Raw genomic sequence first — 18,773 nt, 5'->3', positions numbered from 1 at the left:
CGAGAAAAGGCGATTTTTTTTTACTTTTATATTGAATCTTAAATAGTTAAATATGAAAGTTATCTTATTTATGTTGTCATTTTTTGCAGCGAGTTTTTCTATAAACGCTCAAGCTGCTAAAGTTATTACTTCGGTTAATGAGGCTGGAGACGTTGCAACTTATGAGTTGGATTGCTCGGTTAAATTTCAAACTCTTGCCAAAGGTCTGCGATATAATATAACGAGACACGAATTTAAAGGTCCGGAATTGAAAAATACGTATCGACTTTTATTGGTAATGGACGGATTTTATTCGAAAACATTAAATAGTGAAATGACGATCTCGGCAGTTTTGAGTGATGGCACAAAAATAGAAGCAAGAAAAACAATTGAAGATGATGGCTTTTTTGATGGAGCTTGCACTTTGAAAATAAAAGATCCGCAAGCGCTTTTAAATGCTGATATTGACAAGGTAATTATTCATGCAGACAAAGATGTTGTTTATCCTTTATCGGCGCAAAATAAAGCTGTTTTTAAGAAGAATTTGAGTAATATTATTAATGCGAAGTAAGGGGCTAAGGTTCTGAGATACTGAGGTTCTAAGGTTTTTCTTCTTTGGAAATATAAAAAATCCAAATTCCGATTAGTAAATTGGAATTTGGATTTTTTATATTGTTATTTTTTAATTTTTAGTGTCCACCACCTTCGCTTTGTACGTGGCTGATTCCTTGTTTTTTCAGGATTTTAGGACAGTAGAAACCGTAGAATCCTAAATATGCAAAACCAATAAGCGGTACTATGTAAGAGAAGTGAGTGTAAGTGATACCGAAAATTCCGTTTGGATTTGTTGCATCCAAATCACAGATACTTCCTTGAACTAATGGAATAACTCCACCACCCAAAATCATCATAATCAAGAAAGAAGATGCTTTTCCTGTGTTTTTTCCTAATCCTGCAATCGCTAAATCGAAAATTGAAGGCCACATGATAGATAAGAACAATCCTCCAGAAATAAAGAAGAATTTAGCTATTTCTGGGTTTGGCCAAGCCAATCCTAAAACCATCATTGTTAATCCTGAAATTCCGAAAAGCATTAAGGTTTTTCCAGCGTTTTTACCACCAACAAAACTTACTGCAATAAATAGTAAAATCCAGATTGGGTAGATATAGAATGAAGAAACATCGTGTGCAGCAAAGATATTTGCTCCAATAATTACTCCAAAAGCTAAAGCTGGTACGATAAATTTAAGTGCGGTATTTACTAAGTTAGAAGTATTGAATACGTTTACTCCACCATTCCAACGGCCGATCATTAAACTTCCCCAATAAAGCGCAATAAATGGTGCAACAGCATCTTCTAGTACATTTCCGAACTCGTGAGTGTGTAATAAGGCAGGTAGATTACTGATGATAGTTACCTCAGTTCCAACATAAATAAAAATTCCTAACATACCTAAGTATAATTGTGGATAGTCAAGAATGTTGAATTTACTGTGTTTGTCTTTGATGATTGCTTCTTCTTCTTTTACCGGATCTTCGATTTTAGAAAAGTTCATAAAAACAGCAACAGCAATAAATGCAAGACCTAAAATGATGAATGGCAATTTAATATCGTCTAATGAAAGAGCTGTTTTTTTGTTGTCTCCCATTCCGAATAAGGCGATACCTAATAAAATAGCTCCGATTGTTGTTCCGAAAGAGTTGATTCCTCCTGCAAGTGTTAAACGGTGTGCTCCAGTTTCTGGACTTCCCATTTTAATAGCTAAAGGGTTTGCAACAATTTGTTGGATTGAAAATCCTAATCCTACTGTAAATAAAGCTGTTAGGAAGAAAGGGAAACTTTGAATTGTAGCAGCTGGAACGAATAAAAATGAACCTATAGCAGATAAAATTAGACCTGCAGATAAGGTTCTTTTATAGCCGTATTTTTGTAAAACGTCTACTTTTAAAGAAACGATAAAGAATATAATTGATCCAACAAAATAAGCAGCGTAGAAAGCCCAAGCTACTAATTGAGATTGTACTTGCGATAACGTAAATACTTTTTTGAATACTGGAATCAGGATGTCATTGGCTGACCCAACAAAACCCCAAAAGAAGAAGACGATTATCAAAGAGATAAATTGCCCCCATTTGGTTTGCACATTTTCTGAACTCATAATAATAAGGTTAATTTTTTATTTTATTGTTTTTTGAAGACCGTAAATATATTTGTTAGGATTATCAAAAAAAAATAAAAAGGTATAAATAATGTTAAATTTAAACCAACGACTATGTTTTTTCAACAAAGTGTTAATTTTAACCTAGTTAGAAAATGTAATTCGTAATTGTGTTTTATTCTAATATCTTGTTTTTAACTTCTTTACTGTAGTTTCGACCTATTGGAATGTTGTATGATTGAATTTGAACGCGGTTTCCTTCTATAGATTTCACCTTATTTAGTGCGATTACATACGATTTATGAATTCTTAGGAAACGATCTGCTGGTAATTCTTCCGATAGCGATGTAAGAGATTTATGAGTAATGTAGGTTTTATCTGGAGTGACAACTTTTATATATTCTTTCATTCCTTCAACGAATAGAATTTCTTCAATATTAATTTTCATCATTTTTTTATCGACTTTGATAAAAATATGAGAATCGCCTTTTGTGGTTTCTACTTTAATATTGTTTTTGAGATTGTACTCGGTGGTGATTTTATTGATGCATTTTATAAATCTTGGCAACGGAATTGGTTTTACCAAATAATCTAATACATCCAAATCATAACTTTCTGCAGCAAATTCTCTAAATGCAGTAGTAATGATAACTTTAGTTTTGTTCTCAATTAGACTGATAAGCTCAAAACCAGTCATCATAGGCATGTTAATATCTAAAAAGACGGCATCAACAGGGGTACTGTTGATAAAATCAAGCGCCTCTAAAGAGTTATTGAATGTTGCTATAACTTCAAAATCTGTAAAATTGGTGAAATAATTTTGCAGGACTTTGATAGCTAAAGGCTCATCATCAATTAACACGCATTTAATCTTCATTCTGGGTAGGTATTTGTAATCGGATTATGTAGAAATTTAGTTTAGTAGCATGTTTAAGGCTGAAATTGTTCTTATAAATTAATTTTAACCTCTTTTTTGTATTAACTAAACCGATTCCTCGTTTTGGATTATGAGTTTGTGAAATTACAAAATTATTTAAGATTTCAAAATCAAGCGTCTTATTGTCTAAAACTCTACAATTGATCTTAATTTTTAGGTTTTTATTGTTTAATCCGCCATGTTTGAAGGCATTTTCAACCAATGAGATAAAAATTAGAGGAGGCACGACGACATCATCTATATTTGATTCAAGGTTTATCGTTACTTCGACATTTTCAAAACGAAGCTTTTCAATTTCTATATAATTCTGGATATAATCGATTTCCTTTATTAGAGGAACAAATTTGGTTCCTTTTACATCATACAAAACATACTCCATCAAGTTGGAAAGTTTGATGATTACATCTGGAACTTTCTTTGAGGATTCCAGTGATAAAGCATATAGATTATTTAATGTATTAAAGAAGAAATGTGGCTGAATCTGATTTTCAAGATACTTAAGTTTTATTTTGAACTGGTTTTCTCTTAAAGATCGATTTCTTTCTCTTTCTCTTAACCATGTTAAAGTGAGATAAACAGATGATGCCATTGCTAGTACATACAACTCACCAATGCAAACGGCAACAATATGGTTGATTTCAAAAGGATGATATTCTCTATTGGCTTCTGGCCAGATATTTTCAGATATTATATAATAGGTAAGGGCAGTTTTGGCCAAATAAATTGCAAATAGACTTAGAAGCAATAAAAATGTATACATAATATATTTTTGCTTCAATACATACTTCGGAACCAAAACAAACAAATTAAGATACACTAAAGGAATAACCAATGAAAATTCGATTAAGTTGGATTTGAAAGAATAAGGATAATCATTAAAGTAAGCCCCCCATCTTAAAAAGTTCAAAGTAAAATATACTCCCCAGAACCAAATATGGTTTTGCAGTTTAATGTCAAATTTAACTTTTCGTATTTCTTTCAATTGGTTGGGTTAGTTAGATAAATTTAGTTTTTCTTAACAATATTGAAATATTGTGCAACTTTAAACAATTAACTGCAATATGCCAATTTTTTTGAATAAAATTTCGCAAAAAAAGGATATTAGTGCTTAATTTTTCTATTAGAACGTTTTCGTAAAGCGTATTATTGAATGATTTATGTCGTTCGTTTAAATTTTGTTGTCGTTGGTTTAATTTATTTTTTTTAACAATGCCTTAAGAATAATTTTACTTCATAACTAACAAAATAAAATAAACATGAAAAAAATTTTCTTAATCTTTATGATTGTTTTTACGGCGCAAGTTTCGCTTGCACAAGTAAAAAGTGTCAAAGGTGTGATTACAGATTCTGAAGGTATGCCATTACCAGGAGCTTCTGTTTTGGTACAAGGAAGTCAAAAAGGAACAACTACCGATTTTGATGGATTGTATACGATTGAAGTTCAAAAAGGACAGACATTAGTTTTTAGTTATGTAGGTCTTGGAACACAGAACATAGTTGTAGGCGATGCTGCTACAATAAATGTAAAAATGGTACAGGCTGCATCAAATGCACTAAATGAAGTAGTGGTAACTTCATTGGGACTTAAAAGATCAAAAAAGACTTTGACCTACGCAGCCCAGGAAGTTAAAGGGGAAGAGGTTACAAGAGTTAAGGATGCCAACTTAATGAACAGTTTATCTGGTAAAGTTGCTGGTCTTATTGTTGGAAAAAGTTCAGCTGGAGCTGGTGGTGCAGCAAAAGTGACTATACGTGGTAACTCATCTGCGACAAATAACCAGCCATTATATGTTATTGACGGGATTCCAATGTTAAACTCTAACTCATCTCAAGCAAATCAGGTTTTTGGTGATACAGCTGGAGGAAATAGAGATGGTGGAGATGCAATCTCTATGATGAACCCTGATGATATTGAATCGATGACAGTTCTTAAAGGAGCTTCTGCAGCTGCTTTATATGGTTCTCAAGGAGCAAATGGTGTTATCGTAATTACAACTAAAAAAGGAAAAGAAGGAAACGTAACAGCATCTTACAACGCGAGTGTATTTGTTGATAATGTAGTTTCATTACCTAAATTCCAAACTAGTTATGGAGCAGCGCCATCATCTGATAAAACTTGGGGAGATCCTAAAAATTCTCCTGACCACGTAAAAGATTTTTACAATACAGGTCTTACTATGATCAACTCTGTATCTGTAAATGGTGGATCTGATAAAATGTCAACTAGTCTTACTTATGCAAACACTAAAGTTGACGGTGTAATTCCAACAAACGAGTTTAAGAAAAATAACATTGCACTTCGTCAAAGCGTTAAATTATTTAATGATAAAGTAACTATTGATGGTGCGATATCTTATGCGGAGCAAAAAATCATAAATAAACCAACAAACGGATTGTACTTCAACCCATTGACAGGAGTTTATTTGTTCCCAAGAGGAAATGATTTTAACGATTACTATAAAAACTTTGAAGTATTCGATCCAACAAGAAACTTAATGACTCAAAGATGGCCTTCTCAAACATCGGACATCATTCAGAACCCAGGTTGGATTTTAAATAGAAATCAATCTATTGATAAAAACCAATCTTTAATTACTTCTGCAGCTATTACTTATAAAGCAACTGACTGGTTGAGTATTAAAGCAAGAGGAGGTTATAATAAATTTGATAACATTTTTGATAAGAGAATGTATGCTGGTACAAATGAAACATTGGCACCATCTACAGGTAGATATATTTATTCAGATAGTGAAAGTAATCAGTTATATGGAGATTTAATCGCTACTATCAATACAAAATTTAGTGAAGATTTTTCATTCAGCGCTAACCTTGGTACAAGTATCACAAAATCTACAATCAATGATGCTTATTTAAGCGATTCAGGTCAAAAAAATGGACTTGTATATGCAAACTGGTTTAATACAGGAAACTTTGTATCTGCAGAAAGAAATGCTCATACTATTGGAGGTAAAAAAGAAGTTCAATCACTTTTTGCAAGTGCAACTATTGGTTACAAAGACATGCTTTATCTTGATGTGACTGGAAGAAACGACTGGTCATCAACTTTGGTAAATACAGATAATTTAAGTTTCTTTTATCCTTCAGTAGGTCTATCAGCTGTCTTAAGCCAAATGGTATCTTTACCTGAAGCAATTAGTTATGCAAAAGTTAGAGCTTCATTTGCTCAAGTGGGTAATGATATTTCTCCTTTCTTAACTTCACCAGTAAATACTTTAGTTGGTGGTATTCTTACACCACCATTAGTTGGTCCACAACCAGGAACTTCTTTGAAGCCAGAAATGCAAAATTCTTATGAATTTGGTACAGAGTGGAGATTCTTAAACAACAGAATCGGATTTGATTTTACTTACTACCATAACGAAACTAAAAATCAATTAATCACGTCTCCAGCTCCAATTCCAAATACTACAGGATATACTAACTATGCATTTAATGCAGGAAGTATTGAAAATAAAGGTTTTGAGATCACAGTAACTGCTAAAGCAGTTCAAAATGATAATTTCTCTTGGGATCTTGGATTGAATTATGCTTCAAATAAAAATACTGTACTTGACTTAGGTACAGGTGCAAATGGAGAACTTAATACAGTTATCTTGACTAATGGTGACCCAAATAGCTATAGATACGTTATGAAAGAAGGACAGCCATTCGGGACAATTCAAGGAAAGAATATTTTGAGAAATGCACAAGGTCAGATGTTACTTGCTGGTTCTGGAAATGATGTTCGAGTTCAAAAAACGGACTGGGTAGACATGGGAAGCTCAAACCCTGATTTTATGTTAGGTTTTTCAAACTCTTTCAAATACAAAAAAGTATTCTTAAACGTGCTTATTGATGGAAGATTTGGTGGTAACGTAATGAGTATGACAGAAGCAATGCTTGATTCTTATGGTGTGTCTAAAGCTAGTGGTGATGCAAGAGCTGCTGGAGGAGTTAAAGTTGATGCAATAGATGCTAACGGAGCTGCAGTAACTACAATGTCTGCACAAAATTACTATAGTTCAGTTGGAGATAGAGCGGGTGCTACTGGAGAGTATATGTACAAAGCAACAAATGTTAAATTAGGCGAGCTTTCTCTAGGATATACTTTTGATTTCAGTAAAACTACAATCTTCAAAGCAGTGAATGTTTCTCTTGTTGGTAAAAACTTATTTTTCTTCTACAAAGATGCTCCGTTTGATCCAAACGTAACATTAAGTTCAGGAGAAGGATTGCAAGGTGTTGATATTTTCGGATTGCCTTCAACAAGAAGTATAGGTGTTAATTTGAATTTAACTTTCTAAAATAATTAATAAAAGGACAAAACCTTCTGGTTGTTGTAAGACTCTTGTTTGTTGATTGAATGTAGAAATAGTGTAAAATAACAAACAAGTAACCCTTTGAATGGGTTGGCTTATAAATCAATAAAAATGATTTTAATTAACGATAAAAATTCACAGATGAAAAATAAATTATTAATATTAGGTTCAGTTTTAGCTCTTTCATTAGGTAGCTGTACGGGAGACTTTGAACAAATAAACACCAATGAGAGTGGCTTTAGCAACGAACAATTGGAACAAGATTTTAATCAAGTTAAAGCGCCTCTTAAAACAATGCAGAGAGGAATGTATATCTTGGTTGCAGATGATTGGCAGGGAGATATTCAGTTTAACTTAAATGCAGACATCTTTTCAGGATATATGGGAACGCCTCATGATTTTGAAGGAAACGCAAACAACTCAACTTATGCGCTTTTGGATGGATGGAATGGTGCTGAATGGGTTCAGAAGTACCAAAAAGAGATGGTAAATGCATATAATCTTGAGAAATTAACAAAAGAGAAGTATCCTCAGTTTTATGCTTGGTCTTTGATCTTGAAAGTTTATGCAATGCATAAAACTACAGATTACTACGGGCCAATCGTTTATTCTGGTTTCGGAAATCCTGATGGAACAACTCCTTATGATTCTCAAAAAGCGGTTTATGATCAATTTTTTACAGAGTTAAAAACTGCGATTGATATTTTAACTCCAAAAGCGGCAGATGCTTCTGCAACTTTCTTTGCAGCAGGAGACGCAACAGACGGAACTACTGCAGCTGGAAATATTCAGAAATGGGTAAAATTTGCTAACTCTTTAAGATTACGTTTAGCATTGCGTATTTCTAACGTTGATCCTGTAAAAGCAAAAACTGAAGGAGAAGCTGCGTTGGCAGGTTTAGGAGTAATTACTTCTAATGCTGATAACATGGCTTATATTGCTGAGCATCCTGTTAAAACATACACTGGCCCTTGGGCAGATATCAATGCAGGTGGAGCAATTACATCTATTATGAATGGTTATAATGATCCAAGAAGAGATGTATTCTTCCATAAAGCTACTGGAGGTGTCTATCAAGGTATTAGAATGGGAACTTTAGTTGATGCTAATTATAGAACAGCAAAAGCTGATTTATTCTCTAAAGTTGGACCAATCGTAGAAAACAACTTGATTCCTTGGTTTAATGCATCTGAATCTTATTTCTTAAAAGCTGAAGCAGCATTAAAAGGATGGAATGTTGGTGGATCTGCTCAGTCACTTTACGAAGCAGGAATTGCAGTTTCATTTGCTCAGTTAGCAGCAGGTGATGCGTCTACTTACATTAATGACGATACTTCAATGCCAGCAAACTTTACTGACCCATTAAATGCAGCGAATAATATTGCAGCGCAAAATTTAGTGACAGTAAAATGGTCAGAATCGGCTTCTAATGAAGTTAAACTACAAAAAATTATTACTCAAAAATGGATCGCTGGTTTCCCTGACGGTCAAGAAGCTTGGGCTGAGACAAGAAGAACTGGATATCCAAAATTATTCTTGCCAGCAAATAATTTCTCTGGAGGAAAAATTCCTAATGGAACTTTTGTAAGAAGATTGAATTTCTATGTAAATGAGAAAACTTCGAATCCAACAGGTTACGCGCAAGGTGTTCAGCTTTTAGGAGGTCCTGATACTGGAGCAACAAGACTTTGGTGGGATACTGGAGTAAACAAATTCTAGAAAAAAAATGGAATATTAAGTTTGGTTAGTGGTATGGTATAGATGGTGAAAGCTGTCTATACCATTCTTAAAACCAAAATGGTAAATACTACAAAAAAGGAAAAAATGAAAAGTGCTTTAGAAATAAAACCTGATATTAGTTACAAAAGCGCTGGGAAATTTGAAGAAACTCGTTTTGAGAAAATTCATAACGAAATCTTCAAAAATTCTATTGAAGCTTCTGTAATTGTGGCGCATGAAATTGCGCAGCTAATTAGATCTAAGCAAGAAAAAAATAAACCTTGTGTTTTAGGTCTGGCAACAGGTTCTTCTCCTATCAAAGTTTATGAGGAACTAGTGAGAATGCACAGAGAAGAAGGACTAAGTTTTAGCAATGTAATCACCTTTAATCTGGATGAATATTATCCAATGACTAAGGAGAACAATCAGAGCTATCATTATTTCATGCATGAGCATCTTTTTAATCATATTGATATCAAACCTGAAAATATTAATATTCCTGATGGTACAGTGGGAATTGATGAAATTAATCAATATTGCATTGACTATGAAATGAATATTAAAAATGCGGGTGGTCTTGATTTTCAATTGCTTGGAATTGGTAGAACAGGTCACGTTGGATTTAACGAACCTGGTTCGCACATCAATTCAGGAACAAGAATTATTACCTTAGATCATATCACAAGAGTTGATGCTTCATCTGCTTTTAATGGTATTGATAATGTGCCGAAACGCGCTATTACAATGGGAGTTTCGACTATTATGAGATCAAAGCGTATTGTTTTGATGGCTTGGGGACAGAATAAAGCAGATATTATCAAGAGAACTATTCAAGGAGATATCAGTTCAGAAGTTCCTGCTACATTTTTACAGAATCATCCAAATGCAACTTTTGTTTTAGATCAGTCAGCGGCATCAGAATTAACCCGTTTCAAAACGCCGTGGTTGGTTGGTGAATGTCTTTGGACACCTGAATTAAAAAGTAAAGCTATTGTTTGGCTTTGTCAAAAAACAAAACAATCTATTTTAAAACTGACAGACCGTGATTACAACAATAACGGAATGTCTGACCTATTGGCTCAAGAAGGTTCTGCTTATGATATGAACATTAATATGTTTAATATTTTACAGCACACTATTACCGGATGGCCAGGAGGAAAACCAAACACAGATGATTCATTTCGTCCAGAAAGGGCAAATCCGGCAAAAAAGAGAATTATTCTTTTTAGTCCGCACCCAGACGATGACGTGATTTCTATGGGAGGAACATTTTCAAAATTAATCAAGCAAGGACACGATGTTCATGTGGTGTACCAAACTTCAGGAAATATTGCAGTTTCAGACGATGAAGCATTAAAATTTGCAGAAGTTGCCAGTGATTTTATCGGAGAAGGACTTGCTGATATCAATTTCAAATCGGTTATCGAATTTTTAAATAACAAATCCGAAAACCAAATCGATTCTTTGGAAGTTAGAAAACTTAAAGGCCTTATTAGAAGAAGAGAATCTTACGGTGCAACAAGATATATTGGATTGAAAGATGAAAATACGCATTTTTTAGATCTTCCTTTTTATGAAACAGGACAAGTTAAAAAGAATCCGTTAGGACCAGAAGATATTGCTATCGTAAAAGAAATTATTGCTAGAATAAAACCACATCAAGTTTTTGCTGCTGGAGATCTTGCAGATCCGCACGGAACACATGAGGTTTGTTTAAATGCCATTTTTGCTGCATTAAAAGAGCTTAAACCAGAACCGTATATGGATGATTGCTGGTTATGGCTTTATAGAGGTGCTTGGCATGAATGGGATATTCATGAAATCGATATGGCCGTTCCATTAAGTCCGTCTGAAGTTTTATTAAAACGTCATGCCATTTTACACCACCAGTCTCAAAAAGATAGAGTGATGTTTCAAGGAAATGATTCTCGTGAATTCTGGGTTAGGGCAGAAGATCGAAATAAAAACACAGCCGTATTATATGATGAACTAGGTTTGGCTGAATACGAAGCGATTGAAGCCTTTAAACGTTTTGATTACTAAAAGAATCCGATTCGTTTTTTAATGAATCAAATAGCAAAATTCAGAATGATCTCATAGCAAAAGTGAGGTAAAGCTGAAATCACTCTGAGTTTTGTTTTTTATATAAATTTAGGATACTTAAAACTATCCGACCAAAAAAAAGAAAAATGAAATATCTATTTGTACTATTATTTGCAGGTATATCAGCAGGAGCTCAAGTCCAGAAAGAGCAGCTGAATCTTATGCCTTGGCCTCAGAATGTTGTTATTAATGAAGGTAATTTTAACTTAAGTAAAAACTTTAAAGTTAACATTACAGGAAATCCAAATCCAAGAATTTTTGGAGGAGTAACTCGTTTTTTGCGCCGTTTAGATGGTAGAACAGGTATATTTTTCGAACAAGGTTTTATTGAAAAGCTAAACGAAGTGCCAAATGCAGAATTACAAATTAATTGTACCAAAAGTGGTAAAATTGGTTTGTATGAAGACGAAAGTTATCATTTAGATATCACTTCAAACAAAATCACTTTAAATGCTTCAAGCGATTTGGGAGCATTACATGGTTTGGAGACATTGCTTCAAATGCTTCAAAACAATTCAAAAACATTTTATTTTCCAGTTTCAAAAATTGCAGATTTTCCAAGATTTACATGGAGAGGTTTAATGATGGATGTTTCAAGACATTTTCAGCCTATTGATGTAGTTAAGAGAAATATTGATGCATTGGCAGCAATGAAAATGAATGTTTTCCATTGGCATTTGGTTGACGATCAAGGTTGGAGAATTGAAATGAAAAAACATCCAAGGTTTACGCAAGTAGCTTCAGATGGAATGTATTACACACAAGAGGAAATTAAAAATATCGTAAAATATGCTGATGAGCGCGGTATTTTAATTGTTCCAGAAATAGATGTTCCAGGTCACGGATCTGCAATATTAACAGCTTATCCAGAAATTGGAAGCAAAGTGATTACGCTGACAGGAGGAACATCCGAAAAAAATATTCAAGGTACAGCAATTGCTACCTATGGAATTGAAAGAAATGCTGGTATTTTTTCACCAACATTAGATCCTTCAAATCCTAAAACATATCAATTATTAAGCGAAGTTTTTGATGAGGTTTGTCCGTTGTTTCCAGGAGCTTATTTCCACATTGGAGGAGATGAAAACGAAGGAAAAGATTGGGATGCAAATCCTAAAATTCAAGAGTTCAAAAAGAAGCATAATTTAAAAAACAACCACGAACTTCAGACGTATTTTACAATGCAGTTAGCTCCGATGTTAAAGAAACACGGAAAACAATTGATGGGTTGGGAAGAAATTTTGACTAAAGATTTATCAAAAGAAGCTATTGTACATTCATGGAGAGGTCCAAACGAAGGAATGCCAGCTGGACAATCTCTTGTAGATGCAGTTAAAAAAGGATATAAAACGGTTTTGTCTAATGGATATTATATCGATTTGATGTATCCAATTGCGAGCCATTACTTAAACGATCCGATGCCAAAAGGAGCTAATTTAACGAGTGACGAAAAAGCAAGAATTCTAGGCGGAGAAGCTACAATGTGGTCAGAATTGGCTACACCAACAACTATAGATTCTAGAATTTGGCCAAGAACAGCTGCAATTGCTGAAAGATTATGGTCTGCAGAAGATGTAGTAGATGTTGAGAATATGCGCAAACGTTTAGAAACGATTTCTTTTAGATTAGAAGAATTAGGTATTACGCATATTCGTAACAAAGATGTGATTTTAAGAAATATTGCAAATAATCAGGATATCAAATCATTAGAAGAGTTTTCGAATGTAAGCGAACCATTGAAAGGATATACTCGTAATAAAGGAGGAACAGAATACCAAATGTATTCTCCATTTACCCTATTTGCAGATGCCTGTGGTCCAGATGCCAAAGATTCTCTTGCATTTGATGCAGCTGTAAATCAATATTTAACAAATAAGTCGGCAGATAACAAAGCCAAAGTAGCTGCATTTTTTACCAAGTGGATTGCAGTTCACAAAGGATTAACAGAATTAAGCAATAATGCACCATTAGTGCAGCCAATATTACCACTATCTAAAAAACTAAATGATGCTTCTCAAGAATTGTTATTGGTTTTGGATAATAAATCAACTTTAGCACCGGCAGATCTGAAAAAATTGATTGAACAATGCAATACAAAAGATCATGCAGATGTAGAACTGTCTGTTTATGAGAGTTTAAAGAAATTAATTTAGAGTTGGATTTGAATTAGTATTTAGTACGTTTTTGAGTTACTAATGTTTTTTTAGAGTGTTGATTATCTCTGCCATACTTATGGCAGAGGTAATTACGATTAAAATTTTGAATTCTGTTTTTTTAGACCGAGACAACAATTAAGTAATAAATTATAACAAACTAAAAATAACCAATAACGGAGTATTAACCTTTTAAAAACCAAATAGAAAGAATAGAATAAAACATGACAAAAAAAGAGTATAGATTGATGAGTCGTCCCAAGTTTATCATTTGTATTTAACATTAATTTTTTAAAAAATTATAAATAAATATCAATCACTACTATTGGCTAATGATTATGTAAAAATCAGTAATAGTAATATTTATCTATAGAATGTAATTTGAGTTTATTTCCGATCGACAGCAGCCTTCCAACCTGCAGTTGAGCGAAACCCAGAAGTTTTTATGCTGCTGTGGCCCAATTATTTATTTTCTATTAACTAATATTTATTAATTATGAAACATTATTACAGATTGCTCTTTTTGTTACTGTTTCCCTTACTTGCGTTGGCGCAACCAGCCCACGGAAAAAAAGTAGTAGGGTATTATGCTCAATGGTCTATCTATGCCCGGGATTTCAATGTTCCGAAAATCGATGGAAGTAAATTGACGCATTTAAATTATTCTTTTTATGGGACCACTTATGATCCTGCCCATCCTGAGAATACAAAATTAAAATGTTTAGACACTTATGCTGATTTTGAGCATATGGAAGGCGGTATTCCGTGGGATGCGCCAGTAAAAGGGAACTTTTATGATTTAATGAAATTGAAAGAAAAGTATCCTCATTTAAAAGTTTTAATCTCTGTTGGAGGCTGGACAAAAGGTCAAGATCTTTCTCCAATTGCTGCAAGTCCTGTAGCAAGAGCAGCTTTAGCAGCAGATATGGCAAACTTCATTACTACATATCCATTTATTGATGGTTTCGACATCGACTGGGAATATCCTCTTTCTGGCGGAACTGATGGTACAGAAATAGTAAATGGTTCGCCTGTTCCTCCTCAAAAATATAGTCCTGATGATAATAAAAATTTAGTGCTTTTATTGAAAGCGATGCGTCAGGCAATGCCAAATAAACTAATTACTATTGCTGCTGGAAACAACGTTAGAAATGTTTCTAAACAGTATTTAGGACCAAATAACAGAGCACAATACGGAATGACAGAAGACATTTCTACTTATTGTGATTATATCACGTATTTCGGATACGATTTTGGTGGAAACTGGTACGATAAAACCTGTTACAACGCACCTTTATACGCAAGTGGAAACCCAAATGATCCGTTGTATGGTGCAACGCAATCGGAATCATTAGACGAATTAACGAATCAATATTTAAATGTAATTGGTTTTCCTGCTAATAAATTAATCATGGGATTGCCTTTCTACGGAAAAAAATTCGATAATGTTGCTGCAAATTCAACTAACGGATTGTTTGTTTCAGCACCAAGATACGTAGTTCCTGGATGTACAAATCCGCAAAACCCAACAGGAACATGGGATGGTTCTGGAGCTTGTGAAAAATCAGGAAGTATCGAAATTTGCGATTTAGTCGGAAATCCAGTTACCAATTCTCACGCTTACTTAGATCCAAATACTATGATGGTAACGCCGTCTGCAGCTTCGGCAGGATGGGTTCGTTATTTTGATAATACTACTAAAGTTCCTTACTTATATAATGCTACTACAAAAGAATTTATTTCTTATGAAGATAAGCAATCAATGGATTTAAAAGTGCAATACATTAAATCTAGAAATTTAGCTGGTGGTATGATTTGGGAATTATCTCAAGATACAAGAGGTTCAATTCCGAATTCATTATTAAGCCAAGTTGACACTTCATTTGGAAGCGTTGTTCCAGGAACAGTAAGCATTTCTGGTTCTGTTAAAAATGGAGCAGCATTAGTTACCAACGTTACAGTTGAATTACGAAATGCAAGTAATGCAGTAATTCAGACAGTAGTTTCTGCAACAGGAAATTTCACATTCAACAATTTAACTTCTGGGCAAAATTATTCGTTAACAGCTGCAAAAGCTAGTTACACTTTTGTTCCTGTAAGTTTAACGAATGTTACTGTTAATCAGACAGGAGTTATAATCAACGGATCTCAGCCAACATATACTGTAAGCGGAACAGTTTTAGACGGAACAGCAGGAGTTTCTGGTGTTACAGTTTCAGCAGTTTCTGGAACGACAACATTAACAGGAGTTTCAAATGCAAGCGGAGCTTACAGCGTAGCAGGATTAACAGCAGGTTTAAACTTTACAGTTACCGCTGCAAAATCTGGATTCTCTTATACTCCAGCTTCAACAGTTTACAATGCAATTGATGCCAACAAAACGCTTAATTTCACTCAAGGAGCAGCGGTGGTAACGTATACCGTAAGCGGAACAGTTCTTAATGGAACAACTCCAGTTTCTGGCGTAACAGTTACTGCATCTTCTACAGCAGGAAATGTTACTGCAACAACCAATTCAAACGGAGCTTATTCATTGACTTTAGCTTCAGGAGGAAATTATACAGTAACGGCTGCTTTAACAGGCCAAACATTTACACCAGCTTCAACAGTATATTCTAATTTGAATGCAAATAAAACATTGAATTTTACTCAGGATGTTGCAACAACTACAAGTAAAATTAGCGGAACAGTTAAAAACGGAACTATTCCTGTTGCGGGTGCAAAAGTAGAGATTGTTTTGCCATGGACAGATAATGCACATCCGTGGAAAAGTGTTCTGGCAACAACAGATGCACAAGGTAAATACAGCTTTGATAATTCTGTTACAGACGGTTATACAACCATTACAAGTTTAAAATTAAATACTTGGTCAAACGGAGAAGTAAATTATTACCCAAATAATTTGGCAAACTTTCCTGTTCCATCAACTCCAACAGTTTATAACTTTAATACAAGTTCAACGGCTAAAGCAGCATTGGCAGCAGCGACAAACTTAATCAGCGGAACTGTGAAAAATGGTTCTACGCCTGTTGCGAATGCAAAAGTGGAAATCGTTTTGCCTTGGACAGATAACACCCACAACTGGAAAAGCGTTCTAGCAACAACAGATGCATCAGGAAATTATGCTTTTGATGATGCAGTTGTAGCAGGATATACACAAATTTTAAGCTTGAAATTAAATTCATGGCAAAATGGGGAAGTGGCTTATTACCCAAATAACTTGGCAAATTTTGCTGTTCCAACAACGCCAACAGTTTATAATTTTAATACACAAACAACAGTTGTGACTAAGCCAGTGGTTGCCATTACAGCACCAACAGCTTCGACGATTGCTATCAATTTAGGATCATCAATTAATTTTGTTGCAAGTGTTGGATTAAGTGCAGCTGACGCCACTACAATCTCATCTGTTGTATTTAGTTTAGACGGACAAACTATAAGTGCTGCCAATTCATCAGAAACTTATACATCGGTTTGGACACCGGTTGCTAATCAGTTTGGAGTTTCTCATACCTTAACCGTTACTGCTACAGCATCAAACGGACAAACAGATGCAAAAACTTATAGCTTTACATTAACTTGTTCAGGTGCAAATTGTCCAAATACATTACCTGTAATTACTTGGAATTCACCATCGAATACTACTGTGTACCAAAGTTCGTTCCAAGCTGTGCCAATTTCAGTTACAGCTGTTGATAGTGACGGAACAGTTTCAGGCGTTACTATTACTATAAATGGAGGTACATTCAACATGACAGCAGGTACAAATAATACTTATACGTATAATTTTACGCCAACTGCTTATCAGGATTATCCAATTGTAATTAAAGCAACAGATAATAAAGCTGCGGTAACTACATTAAACAATACTATTAAAATTGCTACAATAAGTGGTAATAGGTTCATACCACTTCCGTCTAAAATTATTTTAGGGTATGCACATTCTTGGGAAAATACTTCAGCTCCATTTTTATATTTCTCTCAAATAAAGGGAAGTAAATTTAACGTAGTTGATTATTCTTTCGTAGAAACCGTTAATCGCGATGGTTATACGCCAATACTAACTACAAACGACGCTAGATATTTGACCAATGGAGTTTTCGATAAGCAATTATTGAAAAATGATATCAAAACTTTAAGAGATAGCGGTGTTCCTGTTATTGTTTCTATTGGAGGTCAAAATGGTCATGTTGTTCTGGAAAATGTTACTCAGAAAAATATTTTTGTTAATGGTCTAAAAGCAATTATCGACGAATATCAATTTGATGGAGTTGATATTGATTTTGAAGGCGGATCGATGAATTTTAGCGCAGGAGGTTTAAGAGATATTTCTTATGCGGGTATTTCTGCTTATCCAAGATTGAAAAACGTAGTAGATGCGTTTAAAGAATTAAAAGCATATTACGGTCCTGGATTCTTGTTAACTGCAGCTCCAGAAACACAATATGTACAAGGAGGATATACTACTTATACTGATACTTTCGGTTCATTCTTGCCAATTATTCAAAACTTGCGTAACGAGTTAGATTTATTAGCGGTGCAATTGTATAACACAGGAGGAGAAAACGGATTAGATGGTCAATATTATGGCACGGCTAAGAAAGCAAACATGGTTACTGCTTTGACTGACATGATTATAAAAGGATATAACATTGCTTCAACAGGAATGCATTTTGATGGTTTGCCAGCTTCAAAAGTTCTTATTGCATTACCAGCTTGTCCGAGTGCAGCAGGTAGCGGTTATTTAACTCCGACAGAAGGAATTAATGCTATGGATTATTTAAGAAACGGAACCAATTTCACTGGAAGAACATATACTATGCAGCCAGGCGGTCCATATCCTTCTTTAAGAGGTTTAATGACTTGGTCTGTAAACTGGGATGCCTCTTCTTGCGGTAATTCATCTGAATTGTCTAAAGCGTATGCGGCTTATTTTGCATCGCAAGGAGCAGCAAAAATGTTGGCGGCAGAAGATATAACTGCTGAAAGCAATACGACTGTGGCTTATTTTAGAAATAATACACTATCTGTATCTAATGAAACAGAAGAAATTGCTCAGGTTGACGTATTCAATACGATAGGACAGAATGTTACAAGCCATAGAAATATTCAAAACAATAAAGAAGTATTGCTTAATAGCCCAAGTTTTGCTAGTAAACAGATTTTTGTTGTGATCGTAACAGATAAATCAGGTCATAAAAAGTCATTGAAAGTAATGAACTTTTTAAACTAGAATAAAAGAATTGAAAATTTAGAAATAAAAAAGTTGGGACGGTTAAAATTGAGTTTGGTTATTTATTTTTTAGCCTAATTTTTATTTCTTAAATGCTGTGAAGTGAGGTAATTTGTTATTTGGTTTTTGCCTCATGTAGCGCATTATGAACCTGGCAATTTTTGTTGCCAG

Annotated in this window: 9 protein-coding genes; 6 read left to right on the top strand and 3 right to left on the bottom strand. The window is 34.2% G+C overall.

Features of this window, described 5'->3' with window-relative positions:
• Window positions 1–52: 52 nt before the first annotated feature.
• Entirely contained in the window at window positions 53–550 is a 498-nt protein-coding gene (locus DMA14_RS19855; RefSeq protein WP_111426267.1) for a hypothetical protein, read from the top strand.
• A gap of 118 nt (window positions 551–668) precedes the next feature.
• On the opposite strand, the gene DMA14_RS19850 is transcribed toward DMA14_RS19855, so the two are convergent.
• The 3 genes from DMA14_RS19850 to DMA14_RS19840 form a co-directional block, all read right to left on the bottom strand.
• Window positions 669–2,138: an MFS transporter gene (locus DMA14_RS19850; protein WP_111426266.1), complete on the bottom strand. Its 1,470-nt coding sequence runs from the start codon at window positions 2,136–2,138 to the stop codon at window positions 669–671.
• Window positions 2,139–2,313: 175 nt separating this feature from the next.
• Complete coding sequence (locus DMA14_RS19845) at window positions 2,314–3,015, bottom strand: LytR/AlgR family response regulator transcription factor (RefSeq protein ID WP_111426265.1); 702 nt, start codon at window positions 3,013–3,015, stop codon at window positions 2,314–2,316.
• Entirely contained in the window at window positions 3,005–4,057 is a 1,053-nt protein-coding gene (locus DMA14_RS19840; RefSeq protein ID WP_111426264.1) for a sensor histidine kinase, read from the bottom strand. Before DMA14_RS19840 ends, DMA14_RS19845 begins: the two co-directional genes overlap by 11 nt.
• A 274-nt stretch (window positions 4,058–4,331) precedes the next feature.
• Here DMA14_RS19840 and DMA14_RS19835 point away from each other — a divergent pair, with 274 nt between their 5' ends.
• The 5 genes from DMA14_RS19835 (at window position 4,332) to chiA (ending at window position 18,602) form a co-directional block, all read left to right on the top strand.
• Window positions 4,332–7,379 (top strand): SusC/RagA family TonB-linked outer membrane protein, encoded by a 3,048-nt coding sequence (locus DMA14_RS19835; RefSeq protein WP_111426263.1) that lies wholly within the window; start codon window positions 4,332–4,334, stop codon window positions 7,377–7,379.
• A 156-nt stretch (window positions 7,380–7,535) separates the two neighbouring features.
• Window positions 7,536–9,113: a RagB/SusD family nutrient uptake outer membrane protein gene (locus DMA14_RS19830; RefSeq protein WP_111426741.1), complete on the top strand. Its 1,578-nt coding sequence runs from the start codon at window positions 7,536–7,538 to the stop codon at window positions 9,111–9,113.
• Window positions 9,114–9,218: 105 nt separating this feature from the next.
• On the top strand, window positions 9,219–11,156 hold the full coding sequence (nagB, locus tag DMA14_RS19825) for a glucosamine-6-phosphate deaminase (RefSeq protein WP_111426740.1): 1,938 nt from the start codon (window positions 9,219–9,221) through the stop codon (window positions 11,154–11,156).
• 146 nt (window positions 11,157–11,302) lie between these two features.
• The gene (locus DMA14_RS19820; RefSeq protein WP_111426262.1) at window positions 11,303–13,369 is read left to right on the top strand and encodes a beta-N-acetylhexosaminidase; all 2,067 of its coding nucleotides are present in this window, start codon (window positions 11,303–11,305) and stop codon (window positions 13,367–13,369) included.
• Between the two features lie 496 nt (window positions 13,370–13,865).
• Complete coding sequence (gene chiA, locus DMA14_RS19815; RefSeq protein WP_111426261.1) at window positions 13,866–18,602, top strand: T9SS-translocated chitinase ChiA; 4,737 nt, start codon at window positions 13,866–13,868, stop codon at window positions 18,600–18,602.
• Window positions 18,603–18,773 lie beyond the last annotated feature (171 nt).

The sequence above is a fragment of the Flavobacterium sharifuzzamanii genome (assembly GCF_003254585.1).
GTDB lineage: Bacteria > Bacteroidota > Bacteroidia > Flavobacteriales > Flavobacteriaceae > Flavobacterium > Flavobacterium sharifuzzamanii.
Note: the sequence above shows the minus strand (reverse complement) of the source record. Positions and strands in the feature narration are given on the sequence as shown.

Coding starts and splice junctions, on each gene's coding strand:
- DMA14_RS19855 (WP_111426267.1), top strand. CDS start 53: ATGAAAGTTATCTTATTTATGTTGTCATTTTTTGCAGCGAGTTTTTCT.
- DMA14_RS19850 (WP_111426266.1), bottom strand. CDS start 2,138: ATGAGTTCAGAAAATGTGCAAACCAAATGGGGGCAATTTATCTCTTTG.
- DMA14_RS19845 (WP_111426265.1), bottom strand. CDS start 3,015: ATGAAGATTAAATGCGTGTTAATTGATGATGAGCCTTTAGCTATCAAA.
- DMA14_RS19835 (WP_111426263.1), top strand. CDS start 4,332: ATGAAAAAAATTTTCTTAATCTTTATGATTGTTTTTACGGCGCAAGTT.
- DMA14_RS19830 (WP_111426741.1), top strand. CDS start 7,536: ATGAAAAATAAATTATTAATATTAGGTTCAGTTTTAGCTCTTTCATTA.
- nagB (WP_111426740.1), top strand. CDS start 9,219: ATGAAAAGTGCTTTAGAAATAAAACCTGATATTAGTTACAAAAGCGCT.
- DMA14_RS19820 (WP_111426262.1), top strand. CDS start 11,303: ATGAAATATCTATTTGTACTATTATTTGCAGGTATATCAGCAGGAGCT.
- chiA (WP_111426261.1), top strand. CDS start 13,866: ATGAAACATTATTACAGATTGCTCTTTTTGTTACTGTTTCCCTTACTT.